Origin of the sequence: Streptomyces sp. NPDC059567, assembly GCF_042735655.1 — a bacterium.
Lineage (GTDB): Bacteria > Actinomycetota > Actinomycetes > Streptomycetales > Streptomycetaceae > Streptomyces.
The window spans coordinates 1-14,095 of record NZ_JBHWBS010000024.1 but is presented as its reverse complement, the minus strand read 5'-3'; the positions used below and the strand labels follow the sequence as shown (position 1 = coordinate 14,095).

At 71.5% G+C, this 14,095-nt stretch carries 11 protein-coding genes; 6 read left to right on the top strand and 5 right to left on the bottom strand.

The window, feature by feature from the left end; genetic code table 11:
- Nucleotides 1-8 precede the first annotated feature (8 nt).
- Both ACFVZW_RS13955 and ACFVZW_RS13950 read right to left on the bottom strand, forming a co-directional pair.
- The gene (locus ACFVZW_RS13955; RefSeq protein WP_384520702.1) at nucleotides 9-1,352 is read right to left on the bottom strand and encodes a cation:dicarboxylate symporter family transporter; all 1,344 of its coding nucleotides are present in this window, start codon (nucleotides 1,350-1,352) and stop codon (nucleotides 9-11) included.
- 220 nt (nucleotides 1,353-1,572) lie between these two features.
- The gene (locus ACFVZW_RS13950) at nucleotides 1,573-3,177 is read right to left on the bottom strand and encodes a peptide-N4-asparagine amidase (protein ID WP_384520613.1); all 1,605 of its coding nucleotides are present in this window, start codon (nucleotides 3,175-3,177) and stop codon (nucleotides 1,573-1,575) included.
- Between the two features lie 166 nt (nucleotides 3,178-3,343).
- Here ACFVZW_RS13950 and ACFVZW_RS13945 point away from each other — a divergent pair, with 166 nt between their 5' ends.
- Both ACFVZW_RS13945 and ACFVZW_RS13940 read left to right on the top strand, forming a co-directional pair.
- A complete protein-coding gene (locus tag ACFVZW_RS13945; RefSeq protein ID WP_384520611.1) occupies nucleotides 3,344-5,194 on the top strand; it encodes an ABC transporter transmembrane domain-containing protein in 1,851 nt (616 codons plus the stop codon).
- On the top strand, nucleotides 5,191-6,972 hold the full coding sequence (locus tag ACFVZW_RS13940) for an ABC transporter ATP-binding protein (RefSeq protein ID WP_384520610.1): 1,782 nt from the start codon (nucleotides 5,191-5,193) through the stop codon (nucleotides 6,970-6,972). Before ACFVZW_RS13945 ends, ACFVZW_RS13940 begins: the two co-directional genes overlap by 4 nt.
- 184 nt (nucleotides 6,973-7,156) lie before the next feature.
- Here ACFVZW_RS13940 and ACFVZW_RS13935 read toward each other — a convergent pair whose 3' ends face one another.
- On the bottom strand, nucleotides 7,157-7,948 hold the full coding sequence (locus tag ACFVZW_RS13935) for a metal-dependent hydrolase (RefSeq protein WP_384520608.1): 792 nt from the start codon (nucleotides 7,946-7,948) through the stop codon (nucleotides 7,157-7,159).
- Nucleotides 7,949-8,019: 71 nt separating this feature from the next.
- On the opposite strand from ACFVZW_RS13935, the gene ACFVZW_RS13930 reads away from it, so the two are divergent.
- A complete protein-coding gene (locus tag ACFVZW_RS13930; RefSeq protein ID WP_384520606.1) occupies nucleotides 8,020-10,593 on the top strand; it encodes a DEAD/DEAH box helicase in 2,574 nt (857 codons plus the stop codon).
- Between the two features lie 13 nt (nucleotides 10,594-10,606).
- A complete protein-coding gene (locus ACFVZW_RS13925; protein WP_384520604.1) occupies nucleotides 10,607-11,470 on the top strand; it encodes an acyl-CoA thioesterase in 864 nt (287 codons plus the stop codon).
- On the opposite strand, the gene ACFVZW_RS13920 is transcribed toward ACFVZW_RS13925, so the two are convergent.
- Nucleotides 11,407-11,865, bottom strand: coding sequence for a DUF6463 family protein (locus ACFVZW_RS13920; protein ID WP_384520603.1), 459 nt, complete (start codon nucleotides 11,863-11,865; stop codon nucleotides 11,407-11,409). The two genes, ACFVZW_RS13925 and ACFVZW_RS13920, sit on opposite strands and share 64 nt — an antisense overlap.
- Nucleotides 11,862-12,419 carry a TetR/AcrR family transcriptional regulator gene (locus ACFVZW_RS13915; protein WP_384520601.1) on the bottom strand — a complete coding sequence of 186 codons (558 nt, stop codon included), beginning with the start codon at nucleotides 12,417-12,419 and terminating at the stop codon, nucleotides 11,862-11,864. Before ACFVZW_RS13915 ends, ACFVZW_RS13920 begins: the two co-directional genes overlap by 4 nt.
- A gap of 129 nt (nucleotides 12,420-12,548) precedes the next feature.
- Here ACFVZW_RS13915 and ACFVZW_RS13910 point away from each other — a divergent pair, with 129 nt between their 5' ends.
- Both ACFVZW_RS13910 and ACFVZW_RS13905 read left to right on the top strand, forming a co-directional pair.
- A complete protein-coding gene (locus tag ACFVZW_RS13910; protein ID WP_384520599.1) occupies nucleotides 12,549-13,034 on the top strand; it encodes a glutathione peroxidase in 486 nt (161 codons plus the stop codon).
- A gap of 189 nt (nucleotides 13,035-13,223) precedes the next feature.
- Nucleotides 13,224-14,012 carry a putative protein N(5)-glutamine methyltransferase gene (locus tag ACFVZW_RS13905; protein ID WP_384520597.1) on the top strand — a complete coding sequence of 263 codons (789 nt, stop codon included), beginning with the start codon at nucleotides 13,224-13,226 and terminating at the stop codon, nucleotides 14,010-14,012.
- Nucleotides 14,013-14,095 lie beyond the last annotated feature (83 nt).

Below are 14,095 nucleotides of genomic sequence, written 5' to 3'. Positions count from 1 at the left end.
GCGGTCGCTCAACTCGCCGGCTGCTGAGCCGCCCGGGACTGCTCGGCGGCGTCCACGGGCTTCTCGGCCGACGCGGTCTCGTCGGCCTGTTCCGGTACGAAGGGGATCTCACCGTTCAGTACCGCCTTGGCCGTCACGCGGTCCAGCGCCCCCTCCCAGCGGGAGACCACGAACACGGCCACGCAGTTGCCGAGCAGGTTCGTGGCGACGCGCATCGCGTCCATGATCCGGTCGACGCCCAGCAGCAGGGCCACGGCCGCGACCGGGATGACGCCCAGGGCGGCGGCGGTCGCGGAGAGCGCGAGGAACGCCGAACCCGGCACGCCCGCCATGCCCTTGCTGGTGAGCATCAGGACGAGGACGACGGTGATCTGCTGGCCGATGCCGAGGTCCACACCGACGGCCTGGGCGATGAAGAGCGTTCCGACGGAGAGATAGATCGAGGCTCCGTCGAGGTTGAACGAGTAGCCCGTCGGCAGCACGAGCCCCACCGCGTCGTCGCGGCAGCCGGCGGCGCGCAGTTTCTGCATCATGCGCGGCATCACGGTCTCGCTCGACGCCGTGCCCAGCGCGAGGAGCATCTCCTCGCGGGTGTAGCGGACGAACTTCCAGAGGCTGATCCCGGTGAGCGCCTTGAGGGCGAGCGCCAGAGCGAGCAGGAAGAGCAGCGCCACGCCGTAACAGACCGCGATGAGCTTGCCGTACGTGCTCAGGGCGCCGAGCCCGTACTCGCCGACCAGGTGGGCCGTGGCGCCGAAGACCGCGAGCGGGGCGAGCTTCATGATGAAGCCGACGACGGCGAAGACGACTTCCTGGGCCTGCTCGATGGCGGGCAGGATGGCGGGCACCTTGCTCTGGCCGAGGTGCAGCAGGGCGGCGCCGACCAGGCAGGACAGGACGAGCACCTGGAGCAACGAGTTCTCGGCGAAGGCGCCGACCGCGCTGTCGGGCAGCGAGTGCAGCAGGAACTCGGAGGTCGAGGGGAGCTCCCCGCCTCCGGTCTTGGCGTCGACGGCGGAGGCGTCGAGGGTGGCCGGGTCGATGTTCATCCCGGTGCCGGGTCCGAAGAGGTTGCCGGCGAGCAGACCGAAGACGAGGGCGACGGTCGTGGCGATCTCGAACCAGATGAGGGCCTTGATCCCGATGCGGCCGAAGGCCTTGAGGTCGCCCGCCTTGGTGATGCCGGCGACGACCACGCAGAAGACGAGCGGGGCGATCATCGCCTTGATGAGGCGGATGAATCCGTCGCCGAGCGGCTGGGCGGCCGATGCGGCCTCGGGCCACAGCCGCCCGACGAGGATTCCGAGCAGGAGCGCGCAGGCGACCTGCGCGAAGAGCGAGGTGCGCAGCAGACGGGCTGCGCGGCGCGCGAGGGACGGCGCGGGCGGTGCTGGTGGGGCGGCGTGCGGCACGGGCACTCCTCCGTAGCGGACTTCTGTCATGCGGAAAGAAACTTCCGCAGTGCGCGCCACTATGTCGGAGCCGTGTATTCCACAGAAGACCCGATGCAACATCCACGTAAATCTTGGACCTTGCTCCAAACCAACCCGTCACCGGCCCCTCTCACACCGCTCAGCAGCGCAAACGGTCCTCGGTGAGGGCCCCTTGCGCCGTCCTCACCGTGCGGTCGTAGCAGCCGCGAGAGCCGTGGAGCCGGTAGCGGTCGGACGTCGTCCCGACCGCATGGCGCTGATCGCGGGGCACACCGGTGGTGTAGGTGGCATCGCCGGCGTAGCTGTGGTCGAGGCGCGACCAGGAGAGCCGCTCTCCGCCCCGTACGACCTCGGTGTGGGCGCGGTCGCCGAGTGCCAGCACCGTCTTCAGGCGGTCGCCCGCGCCGATCGTCGTCTCGCCGTCCATGGTGTACGTGCGGTGGGTGCGGGTCGTGGTGCGTCCGACGGTCACGCTCTCGTCGTCGGTCCATCGCGCGGTGAGCGCGTCCGGGTTCTCGCCCTCGGCCCAGCGGTGCACGGAGGTGTGCGCGAGGGTCCGGGCGACCGTGGTGTCGACGCGGCCGTGCGAGGTGTCCAGATGACCGGCGACGGTGAGCGCGTGCCCGCCCTCGGTGTCCAGCCGCTGCTCCGAACCCGGCGTGTGCATCGAGGAGTTGTGCGGGGCGGACTCCTCGTACCGGTCGAGCCCGCCGGTGACCACGGCGCGGCCCTCGTCCTGCCAGAGCAGGATGTTGGTGGGCGTGCTCCAGCCGGTCTGACCGGCGGGGACGCCCAGGACCGACACCTCGACCCGGTGGGCGCGGCCGTCGTTGAGGATGCCCGCGAAAGGGGTCAGGTCGTAGACGATCGGCTGGATGTCGAAGGCGCGCGGTCCGGGGGTGACGTACCAGAGGAAGGGGTTGGACCAACCGCCCGTCCACACCGTCGGGAAGGGGGCGGCGATGCCCGCCGTCCGTCCGTCGACGGAGATCCTGACCTCGCGGTACGGCCCGTCGGTCGCCTTGCAGGAGTACGGCGCCGCGTCGGGCACGGTCAGGTACCAGTACTCCTCGCAGCCGCCGCCCGAGCCGGTGGCGTACACCTCGGCGAGGATCCGTTCGGTGTTGCGCGGGGTGGTCAGGCCGGTGGAGTCGAGCGGCAGCACCCGTTCGGGGGTGTTCGCCGCGGGTTTCACAGCGCCACGGGCCGTGTAGAAGGTGAGCGTGACCCGGACGTCGATGACGCCGGTGTACGTCTCGTTCACGACATTGCCGATGAGCATCTCGACCGGCTGGGGACGGCCGAGGGTGTCGCGATAGCGGGTGACGTCCTTCTCCACCGACCAGCGGATGCCGTCGGGCGAGGGCTGCGGGGTGGAGGTGCGGAAGATCTCCACGCCGCCTACGGCGAGGTGGCCGAGGCGGTCGTACTGACGCCCCTTCACCTCTCCTTCGAGACGCAGGACGACCTTGCTCCAGCGGGTGCCGCACTCCTTCGGAGGTGCGTAACTCCCTTTGTACGGCGTGAAGTCACGGAACCGGGCCGCGGCGAGCAGGACCTCGCAGGAGCGGGTCGGAGGCTTGGTCACGGGCGGCGCTGCGGTCAGCGGGTCGTGCCAGTCGCTGCCGAACTCGGCCGGGGGCGGGTCGGCGGGAGCGTCCGCGGCGGCCGGGGGCGCGGTGAGCAGGGCGCCGGCGGCCAGGACGAGCCCGCCGATCATGCTCATGATCTTCTGATGTCTCATGGGTCGCGAGTGAAGCGCGGGGGGTTCGAGGCGTCCAGGGGCGTCGTGCGACCTTGGCGCGTTCTGTGTGCCTCTACGAGAAATTCGATTGCCCCGGGTGGTCCGGCAGCGCGAACCTTGCACGGTTTGCGCCACTCGGCGAAGCGACGGAAAGCCCTGGGACGACATGAAGATTCGCGATCTACCGTATGCAGATCCAGGGATTCCCGATGTCCGTTCGGGCACCCGGTTCCTCTTCTGGCTCGGCCGCAACCAACTCGGCGGGCAGGTCAGCTCCCTCCTGTGGGGACTGCTGCTGCAACTCGGCATCGCCGGGCTGTCCGTAGCCGTCGGCCTCGCCGTGCAGGCCGTCGTGGACCGCGACGGCGGACGGCTCGCGCTCGCGGGTGGCCTGCTCGCCGTGCTGGGCGCGGCCATCGCGGTCGGCGACATGATGCTGCACCGCACCGCCGTCACCAACTGGATCACCGCCGCCGCGCGCGTCCAACAGCTGCTCTCGCGCAAGACCGCCGAGCTCGGCTCCGTCCTCACCCGGCGGGTCGCCGCGGGCGAGGTCGTGGCCGTCTCCACCTCTGACGTCGAGAAGATCGGCTGGTTCGTCGAGGCGCTGTCGCGCTTCGCCGCGGCCGCTCTCACGATGGTCCTGGTCTGCGTGGGGCTGGTGTTCTACCAGCCCGCCCTCGGTGTCCTGGTCGCCGTCGGTCTGCCGGTCCTCGCCCTCGCGGTGCTGCCGCTGCTCCCCCGTGCGACGCGTCGCGCCGACGTACAGCGCGAGAAGGCCGGCAAGGCCACCGAGCTGGCCTCGGACACCGTGGCCGGGCTGCGGGTGCTGCGCGGCATCGGCGGCGAGGAGCTGTTCCTCGCCCGCTACCGCACCGCCTCCCAGGAGGTCCGGCGCGCCGCGGTCCGCAGCGCCCGGATGTGGGCCCTGATCGCGGCCGTGCAGGTCCTGCTCCCGGGTCTGCTCCTGGTGGGCGTGCTCGCCTACGGGGCGAGGCTCGCACTCGACGGGCGGATCGCGGTCGGCGAACTGGTCACCGTCTACGGCGCGGTGGCGCTGATGCTGCATCCCCTTCGCCACGTGGAGGAGATCGCCATGGCCTACTCCTTCTCCCGGCCCTCCGCCAAGCGAGCGGCCAGGGTGCTGTCGCTGGCACGGACCACCACCACGACGGCGGAAGGGCACGGCAATCCGACCGGCGATCTGTACGACCCCGTCACCGGGCTGCTCGCCCCCGCCGGACTCCTGACCGCGGTCGTCTGCGGCGACCCGGACGCGGCCGGACGGCTCGCGGACCGGCTCGGCGGCCACCCCACGGAAGCGGGCCAGGGGCACACCTCGGTCCTCCTCGGCGGGGTGCCGCTCGACGAACTGGACCTGGACACCGCCCGCACCGCCGTCCTGGTCCAGGACAAGGACCCGGTCCTGCTCTCCGGCACGCTCCACGAGCTGCTCGACGTGCCCTCCTCCGGCGCGGTCCGGCCCGCGGACGCCCTGGCCGCGGCGCAGTGCGGGGACGTCCTCGACGCGCTCGCGCAGGCGTCCGTGGACACCGACGGCAACCCCATGAGGACTCGGATCACCGAGCGCGGCCGGTCGCTCTCCGGCGGCCAGCGCCAGCGTCTGGCGCTGGCCCGGTCCCTGGTCACCGACCCGGAGGTGCTGGTCCTCGACGAGCCGACCTCGGCGGTCGACTCGCACACCGAGGCGCGCGTCGCCGCCGGGGTGAGGGGGCTGCGCGAGGGCCGTACGACGGTGGTCCTGGCCTCCTCACCGCTGCTGCTCGACCGGGCCGACCGGGTGGCTCTCGTCCAGGACGACGAGGTGGTGGCCGTCGGCACGCACCGCGAACTGCTGCGTGCCGAGCCGCGTTACCGGGCCGTGGTCACCCGCGACACCGACGACGAAGCGGCCCGCGACGACAGGGCCGGGGACGACCGAGCCAGGGACGACCGGGCGAGGGAAGACACACTCGCATCGAAGCTCGCAGCAGAGCTGGAAGGAGAGTCGGCATGATCGGCCTGGCGCCACCGGCGTACGACCCGGCGGCCCCGACGTCGGCGACGACCCTGCCCGTGGGCACGGCCGCGACCGTGCGCACCTATGTACGCGATCTGTTGAGCCGCCATCGCGGGGCGTTCGCGCTGCTCGTCGGCGTCAACGCGGTCGCGGTGACGGCCTCGATGGTGGGCCCGTACCTGCTCGGCTCGCTCGTCGAGCGGCTCTCCGAGGGGACGCGCGAACTCCATCTGGGAACCACCGTCACCCTGTTCGCGCTCGCGCTGGTCGTCCAGACCCTGTTCGTGCGGCTGGTGCGGCTGCGCGGCGCGATGCTGGGCGAGGAGATGCTGGCCGACCTCCGCGAGGACTTCCTCGTACGGTCGGTCGGGCTCCCCCCGGGAGTGCTCGAGCGGGCCGGCACCGGCGACCTGCTGTCCCGCATCACCACGGACATCGACCGGCTGGCGAACGCGATGCGCGAGGCCGTCCCCCAGCTCGCCGTCGGCGTGGTGTGGGCCGGTCTGCTGATCGGCGGGCTCGCCGTGACCGCGCCGCCGCTCGCGCTCGCCCTGGTGATCGCCGCGCCGCTGCTGATCGTGGGGTGCCGGTGGTACTTCAAGCGGGCGCCGTCGGCGTACCGCTCGGAGGCCGCCGGGTACGCGGCGGTCGCGGGGGCGCTCGCCGAGACCGTCGACGCGGGCCGGACGGTCGAGGCTCACCGCCTCGGCGCACGCCGGATCACCCTCTCCGACCGGCGGATCGCCGAGTGGACCGCGTGGGAGAGGTACACGCTCTTCCTGCGATCGGTGCTCTTCCCGGTCGTGAACCTCACGCACACACTCGTCCTCGCGGGCGTACTGATGCTCGGCGGTGTGTTCGTCCTGCGCGGCTGGATCGACGTCGGGCAGCTGACCACCGGCGCGCTGCTCGCCCAGATGCTGGTCGAACCGGTCGGGATCATCCTGCGCTGGTACGACGAGCTGCAGGTCGCCCAGGTGTCGCTGGCCCGGCTGGTCGGCGTCCGGGACATCGAGCCGGACGCGGGCGACGCGGAGGTGCGGCCGGAGGGCCGGACGGTCCGCGCGGACGAGGTGCACTTCGGCTACCGCGAGGGGGTCGACGTGCTGCACCGCGTGTCGATGGACGTCGCCCCGGGCACCCGGCTCGCCCTCGTCGGCCCGTCCGGCGCGGGCAAGTCGACGCTCGGCCGGCTCCTCGCGGGCATCTACGCCCCGCGGACCGGTTCGGTCACCCTCGGCTCCGCCGAGCTGGCGAGGATGCCGGCGGAGCGCGTGCGCGAGCATGTGGCCCTGGTCAACCAGGAGCACCACGTCTTCGTCGGCTCGCTCCGCGACAACCTGCTGCTCGCCCGCACGGGCGCCGAGGACGGGGAGCTGTGGGCGGCGCTCGGCGCGGTCGACGCGGACGGCTGGGCGCGGGCGCTCGACGAGGGCCTGGACACCGAGGTCGGCTCGGGCGGGCTCGCGCTCACCCCGGCCCAGGCCCAGCAGATCGCACTGGCCCGGCTGGTCCTCGCGGACCCGCACACCCTGGTCCTCGACGAGGCGACCTCGCTCCTCGACCCGCGCGCGGCACGCCACCTGGAGCGCTCGCTGGCCCGGGTCCTGGACGGCCGCACGGTCGTCGCGATCGCCCACCGCCTGCACACCGCGCACGACGCGGATGTGATCGCGGTGGTCGAGGAGGGCCGGATCAGCGAACTGGGCAGCCACGACGAACTGGTGACGGCGGACGGCGCGTACGCGGCCCTATGGCGCTCCTGGCACGGCTGACCGCCCGGGGGCGCCGGGCCGGACCCGTCGGCCGGACCGAAGACGCGGGCGGGGCAGCCGGGCGGGGCCGCACGGGCGCGTGAGCGCGTGCGGCCCGGCGCGGCTCGCCCAGTGCTCAGCGGCCGATCGTGAAGCGGCGCTGGACGAAGTGGGCCCGCAGTTGGGGCAGGCCCGCCCGTAGCCGCTAGAAGAAGCCGAGCGCCGAGGCCCCGCCCACGCCGCCGAGCAGCATGAACGCCGGCATCAGGACCTTCAGCTCGACCCAGCTGCCCGCGCGGAAGCGCATCCCCTTCGGCGGCCCGACCGGGTACCACCGCTTGCGCCCCACCGGGATGGGCCACAGGATCGGGCAGCCGGAGACCGTCAGCGCGTCGCCGATGTCGTGGACGAGGGCGCCGAGGACGATCGGCAGGCCCAGCCAGAGGTACTCCTGCCCGGGGCCGGTGAAGAGCCAGTCCGCGCCGTTGCCGGGCTGGTCGAGGACGCCCGCGAGGATCCAGGCGCTCGTGGCACCGAGCAGCCAGACGAGGACGTCGCTGGACATCCGTGCGGCCCGCCACAGCAGGCCTTCGACCGCGAGCACGACATGGACGAAGAGGATCGCGAGGACCGCCCAGCGGCCGCCGGTGATGGCCAGCGCCGAGGCTCCGGCGCCGATGAGCACGGCCCAGAGCCAGGTGTGGGTGAGGGTGCGGTGGCCGCCCGACCGTCGGGGGTCGGCGGTGGAGCGGGTGGCCTTGTAGACGGCGTAGGAGAGCTTGTCGACGATCTCGCACAGTCCCCGCGAGATCGGACCGAAGGCGCGCGAGATGGTCGCGGACTTGTGGTCCAGGTCGGGGGCGAGGGCCGCGCCCGCGCAGATGAGCGCCCCGACGACGACCACCGGCCAGGGCATCGGGTGCCCGGCGGCTGCCGCCGCCGCTCCGACGCCCAGCCAGGCCGCCGCTCCGGACAGCGAGTGCGCCGGTCCCATCATGCTCGTCCCCGCCCCATTCCTCCCGCGCCGGCGCTCAGTTGACGACCGGTCGACAAGGCAGCGTATCGTCCGTGATCTTCGTGCCGGTGGCCGGTTCCCTCATCCGGCCGGAATCCAGGCAAGATGGGGGCGTGACCCTTATCGATCAGCTCCCGCCGAACGCCGACCCCGACGCCCTCTTCGAGGCCTTCTCCTCATGGGCGGAGGGCCGCGGCATCACGCTGTACCCGGCCCAGGAAGAGGCGCTGATCGAGGTCGTCTCGGGTGCGAACGTGATCTTGTCGACCCCTACCGGTTCGGGGAAGTCGCTGGTCGCGGCGGGTGCGCACTTCACCGCGCTCGCCAATGACCAGGTGACCTTCTACACCGCGCCGATCAAGGCGCTGGTGTCGGAGAAGTTCTTCGACCTGTGCAAGCTGTTCGGCACCGAGAACGTCGGCATGCTGACCGGCGACGCGTCGGTGAACGCGGACGCGCCCATCATCTGCTGCACGGCCGAGGTGCTGGCGTCCATCGCGCTGCGGGACGGCAAGTACGCCGACATCGGTCAGGTCGTGATGGACGAGTTCCACTTCTACGCGGAGCAGGACCGCGGCTGGGCCTGGCAGATCCCGATCCTGGAACTCCCCCAGGCGCAGTTCGTGCTCATGTCGGCCACTCTCGGCGACGTGTCGATGTTCGAGAAGGACCTGACCCGGCGCACGGGCAAGCCGACCTCGGTGGTCCGCTCGGCGACGCGGCCGGTGCCGCTCTCGTACGAGTACCGGCTGACGCCGATCACGGACACCCTGACCGAGCTCCTGGAGACCAAGCAGGCCCCGGTCTACATCGTCCACTTCACGCAGGCGCAGGCCGTCGAGCGGGCGCAGTCGCTGATGAGCATCAACATGTGCTCGCGCGAGGAGAAGGACAAGATCGCCGAGCTGATCGGCAACTTCCGCTTCACCACCAAGTTCGGCCAGAACCTCTCGCGTTTCGTCCGCCACGGCATCGGCGTGCACCACGCGGGGATGCTGCCGAAGTACCGGCGCCTGGTGGAGAAGCTGGCGCAGGCGGGACTGCTGAAGGTGATCTGCGGCACGGACACGCTCGGCGTCGGTGTCAACGTCCCCATCCGTACGGTGCTGTTCACGGCGCTGACGAAGTACGACGGCAACCGGGTGCGGACGCTGCGGGCACGGGAGTTCCACCAGATCGCCGGGCGGGCCGGCCGGGCGGGCTTCGACACCGCCGGTTTCGTCGTCGCGCAGGCACCCGAGCACGTCATCGAGAACGAGAAGGCGCTCGCCAAGGCCGGCGACGACCCGAAGAAGCGCCGCAAGGTGGTGCGCAAGAAGGCGCCCGAGGGCTTCGTCGCCTGGAGCGACACCACCTTCGAGAAGCTGATCGGCTCCGAGCCGGAGCCGCTGACCTCGCGCTTCAAGGTCACCAACATCATGCTGCTGTCGGTGATCGCCCGCCCGGGCAACGCGTTCGAGGCGATGCGCAAGCTCCTGGAGGACAACCACGAGCCGCGCAAGGCGCAGCTGCGGCACATCCGCCGGGCCATCGCGATCTACCGCTCACTCCTCGACGGCGGAGTGGTGGAGCAGCTGGACAAGCCGGACGCCGAGGGCCGTACGATCCGGCTGACCGTCGACCTCCAGCAGGACTTCGCGCTCAACCAGCCGCTGTCGACGTTCGCGCTCGCCGCGTTCGACCTCCTCGACCCGGAGTCGCCGTCCTACGCCCTGGACATGGTGTCGGTCGTCGAGTCGACCCTCGACGACCCGCGCCAGATCCTGGCCGCCATGCAGAACAAGGCGCGCGGCGAGGCGGTCGGGCGGATGAAGGCGGACGGCGTCGAGTACGAGGAGCGCATGGAGCGGCTCCAGGAGATCTCGTACCCGAAGCCGCTGGAGGAGCTGCTCTGGCATGCGTACGACGTGTACCGGAAGTCCCACCCGTGGGTGGGTGACCACCCGGTCTCGCCGAAGTCCGTCATCCGCGACATGTACGAACGGGCGCTGACCTTCACGGAGTTCACGTCCTGGTACGAGCTGGCGCGGACCGAGGGCATCGTGCTGCGCTATCTCGCGAGCGCGTACAAGGCGCTGGACCACACGATCCCGGACGATCTGAAGACCGAGGACCTGGAGGACCTGATCGCCTGGCTGGGCGAGATGGTGCGCCAGGTGGACTCCTCCCTGCTCGACGAGTGGGAGCAGCTGGCGAACCCGGAGGTCGAGACGGCCGAGGAGGCGCAGGAGAAGGCCGATCAGGTCAAGCCGGTCACGGCGAACGCCCGCGCCTTCCGGGTCCTGGTGCGCAACGCGATGTTCCGCCGGGTGGAGCTGGCGGCCCTGGACAACGTGGACGCGCTGGGCGAGATGGATGCCGAGTCCGGCTGGGACGCGGACGCCTGGGGCGAGGCGATGGACGCGTACTGGGACGAGTACGAGGACCTGGGGACGGGTCCGGACGCGCGCGGCCCGAAGCTCCTGTCGATCGAGGAGGACGCGGCGCACGGCCTGTGGCGCGTCCGGCAGACCTTCGCCGACCCGAACGGCGACCATGACTGGGGCATCAGCGCGGAGGTGGATCTCGCCGCCTCCGACGAGGAGGGGCGGGCGATCGTCCGTGTGACGTCCGTGGGACAGCTCTAAGGAGAAGAAGACGGTGACCAACCCCGCCGAGAGCCTCGTCGACCTGCTCGATCTGGAGCAGATCGAGGTCAACATCTTCCGTGGCCAGAGCCCGCAGGAGTCGCTGCAACGGGTCTTCGGCGGGCAGGTCGCCGGCCAGGCCCTGGTCGCGGCCGGGCGCACGACGGAGGGCGACCGGCCTGTGCACTCGCTGCACTCCTACTTCCTGCGCCCGGGCCGGCCGGGCGTCCCGATCGTCTACCAGGTGGAGCGGGTGCGCGACGGGCGTTCCTTCACCACGCGCCGGGTCACCGCGATCCAGCAGGGGCGGACGATCTTCAACCTGACCGCCTCCTTCCATCTGCCGGAGGAGGCCGGGATCGAGCACCAGCTGCCGCCGCGGCACATGACGGATCCGGAGACGCTGCCGAGGCTCGCGGACGAGATCCGCGACCACCTGGGCACGCTGCCGGAGGCCCTGGAGCGGATGGCCCGCCGCCAGCCCTTCGACATCCGGTACGTGGACCGGCTGCGCTGGACGAAGGGCGAGGTCACGGACGCGGACCCGCGCAGCGCGGTGTGGATGCGCGCGGTGGGCCCGCTCGGAGACGACCCGCTGGTGCACACCTGCGCGCTGACGTACGCCTCCGACATGACGCTTCTGGACGCGGTACGGATCCCGGTGGAGCCGCTGTGGGGCCCGCGGGGCTTCGACATGGCCTCGCTGGACCACGCGATGTGGTTCCACCGGCCCTTCCGCGCGGACGAGTGGTTCCTTTACGACCAGGAGTCCCCCATCGCCACGGGCGGCCGCGGCCTGGCCCGCGGCCGGATCTACGACCGCGAGGGCCGGCTGCTGGTGTCGGTGGTGCAGGAGGGACTGTTCCGGAAGCTGTAGCCCGTCATGGGCGCGGTCCGGGTGCGGCGGGCGGCGACGAGGCCGAGTATGCCGATGGCGAGCACCGGCCAGCCGCCGGTGACGGGGAAGTAGATGACGCACAGGGGTACCCCGATGCCCACGAGGTACCACCCGACCTGCGCGGGCAGGTGGCCTGTCGTACGGACGACGTGCCGGGCCAGCGTGCCCAGGGCGAGGAGCACGACGCCGGAGAGCATGAACCAGACGCTGAACTCGCGGGCGAAGTAGTCGGCTGCCCCAGTGTCGACGACGCTGCGGAAGAAGCCGTCGCGGGCGATGCCGCTCCAGGCGTGGGGCTGGGCGAAGGCCCAGCCGAAGTGGAGTGACGCGGTCGCGATGATCAGCCGCGGGACCCATCGGGCGAGTGCGTTCACGGGCCGTCCTCCCAGTCGTGCGGGGCCAGGCGCATGGCCAGGCCGTAGACGGCGCGCAGCTCGGGAGCGGACAGGGGCGGCACGACCTGCTGGGCGCCGACGAGGATCAGGTAGAGCAGTCGGGCCATGGGCGCGGTGTCGGCCTCCGGGCCGTCGAGCTCGCGCCACAGGGTGCGCAGGTAGTCGGTGCGCAAGCGGTCCACGCGCTCCTGGAGGGCGCGGACCTCCCCGTCCTGCAGGGCCCAGGCGCGGATGGCGATCTCGAGCTCGTCGCCGTCGCTCTTGTCGTCGAGGACCAGGTCGAGCAGGCGCCGGAGCCTGCTCAGGGCGGGGGCGCCGGCGCTCTCGGCGCCGGCGATGAACTGGCTGGTGTGCTCCGCCTCGAAGTGCGCGAGCAGGTCCGTCTTGAAGCCCGCGATGCCCTTGAAGTGGTGGTAGAAGGAGCCCTTTGTCAGATCGAGCTCGGCACACAGCCGCTCGATGGTCAGGGCTCGCGCGCCGTCCTGCGCCAGCACGGTGAGTCCGGTCTGCAGCCAGTCCCGTCTGCTTGCCATGGCCACGACCGTACCATACGGAATGGTATGGCCGGCACCCAGTCCTGGACGGGGTGGAATCGACGGCGATTGCCAGTGGTTCTTCACTCGTGTTGTGATCGCAGCCTGATTCTCGACGAGGAGCTCTTCATGAGTGTGTACGACATCCCCCTGCGCACGCTGTCCGGCGACCCGATCTCGCTGGCCGACTACCGCGACCAGGCCGTCCTGGTCGTCAATGTGGCCTCCAAGTGCGGTCTGACGCCGCAGTACGCGGGCCTGGAGCGGCTGCAGAAGGAGTACGGGGAGAAGGGCTTCACCGTGCTCGGTGTGCCCTGCAACCAGTTCCTGGGGCAGGAGCCGGGCAGCGCGGAGGAGATCCAGACCTTCTGCTCCACTTCGTACGGCGTGACGTTCCCGCTCCTGGAGAAGACGGACGTGAACGGCGAGGACCGTCACCCGCTCTACGCCGAGCTGACGCAGATCGCCGACGCCGAGGGCGAGTCCGGGGACGTCCAGTGGAACTTCGAGAAGTTCCTGATCGGCAAGGACGGGCGGATCACCCGCTTCCGTCCGCGTACCGAGCCCGAGGCCCCCGAGGTCGTCGCGGCGATCGAGGCGCAGCTGACCGCCTGAGTCGGCGGCCCTGCCGGATGATCCACACGGTGCCGATCATGTAATGTGTCCGGCTCCAGCAGTTCCGTGGACGACCGAGGAGGTGGGACCCATCAACGCCATGCAGGCAGGGTGCTCCCCCTCGACGACCGTGTGGTCAACCCGACAGAGGTGACCACGGGAGCCCCTTCGGCTTCCCGGAAGGTTTCCATGTCGATCGACCCGTCCTTCTCCCTTCGCTCCACCACCGTCTCCCGACTCCGCGCCGCAGGCTGCGTGTTCGCCGAGGACGAGGCGGAGCTTCTCTTCTCCACCGCCCACAGCGCCGACGAACTCGACACGATGGTCGAGCGGCGCGCCGCCGGTCTGCCCATCGAGCACGTCGTGGGGTGGGCGGCCTTCTCCGGGCTGCGGATCTCCGTCGACCCCGGGGTCTTCGTCCCTCGGCGGCGGACCGAGTTCCTCGTCGAGCACGCCGTGGGCCTGGCCGGGCCCGGGGCGCTGTGCGTCGATCTGTGCTGCGGCTCCGGCGCCGCGGGGGCCGTGCTGCTCTCGGCCGTGGAGGGCGCCGAGGTGTACGCCTCGGACATCGAGACCGCCGCCGTGCGCTGCGCGCGTCGCAACGTCGAGCCGCGGGGCGGCAAGGTCTTCGAAGGCGATCTGTTCGCCCCGCTGCCGCGGGCGCTCCGTGGCCGGGTCGAGGTGCTGGTCGCCAATGTGCCGTACGTGCCGACCGACGAGGTGGGCCTGCTGCCGCCCGAGGCGCGCGAGCACGAGCCGCTGGTCGCGCTCGACGGCGGCTCGGACGGCCTCGACGTGCTGCGCAGGGTGGCGGCCGAGGCCGCCGACTGGCTGGCACCGGGCGGGCATCTGCTGGTCGAGACGAGCGAACGTCAGGCCGGCCACGCCGTCGAGGCGCTCTCCGGACACGGCCTGACGCCGCGTCTGGTCACGTCGGACGAGCTGTACGCGACGGTCGTCGTCGCGACGCGTCACTGACCCGAGGCGGGGGGGGGCCGGCGGCCCGCCCCGCGGGCCGCCCGGGGCGGGGGCGGGCGCGGGGGGCGGCGGCGGGGCTGTCT

Coding starts and splice junctions, on each gene's coding strand:
- ACFVZW_RS13915 (WP_384520601.1), bottom strand. CDS start 12,419: ATGGCAAGCAGACGGGACTGGCTGCAGACCGGACTCACCGTGCTGGCG.
- ACFVZW_RS13905 (WP_384520597.1), top strand. CDS start 13,224: ATGTCGATCGACCCGTCCTTCTCCCTTCGCTCCACCACCGTCTCCCGA.
- ACFVZW_RS13945 (WP_384520611.1), top strand. CDS start 3,344: ATGAAGATTCGCGATCTACCGTATGCAGATCCAGGGATTCCCGATGTC.
- ACFVZW_RS13935 (WP_384520608.1), bottom strand. CDS start 7,948: ATGATGGGACCGGCGCACTCGCTGTCCGGAGCGGCGGCCTGGCTGGGC.
- ACFVZW_RS13950 (WP_384520613.1), bottom strand. CDS start 3,177: ATGAGACATCAGAAGATCATGAGCATGATCGGCGGGCTCGTCCTGGCC.
- ACFVZW_RS13940 (WP_384520610.1), top strand. CDS start 5,191: ATGATCGGCCTGGCGCCACCGGCGTACGACCCGGCGGCCCCGACGTCG.
- ACFVZW_RS13910 (WP_384520599.1), top strand. CDS start 12,549: ATGAGTGTGTACGACATCCCCCTGCGCACGCTGTCCGGCGACCCGATC.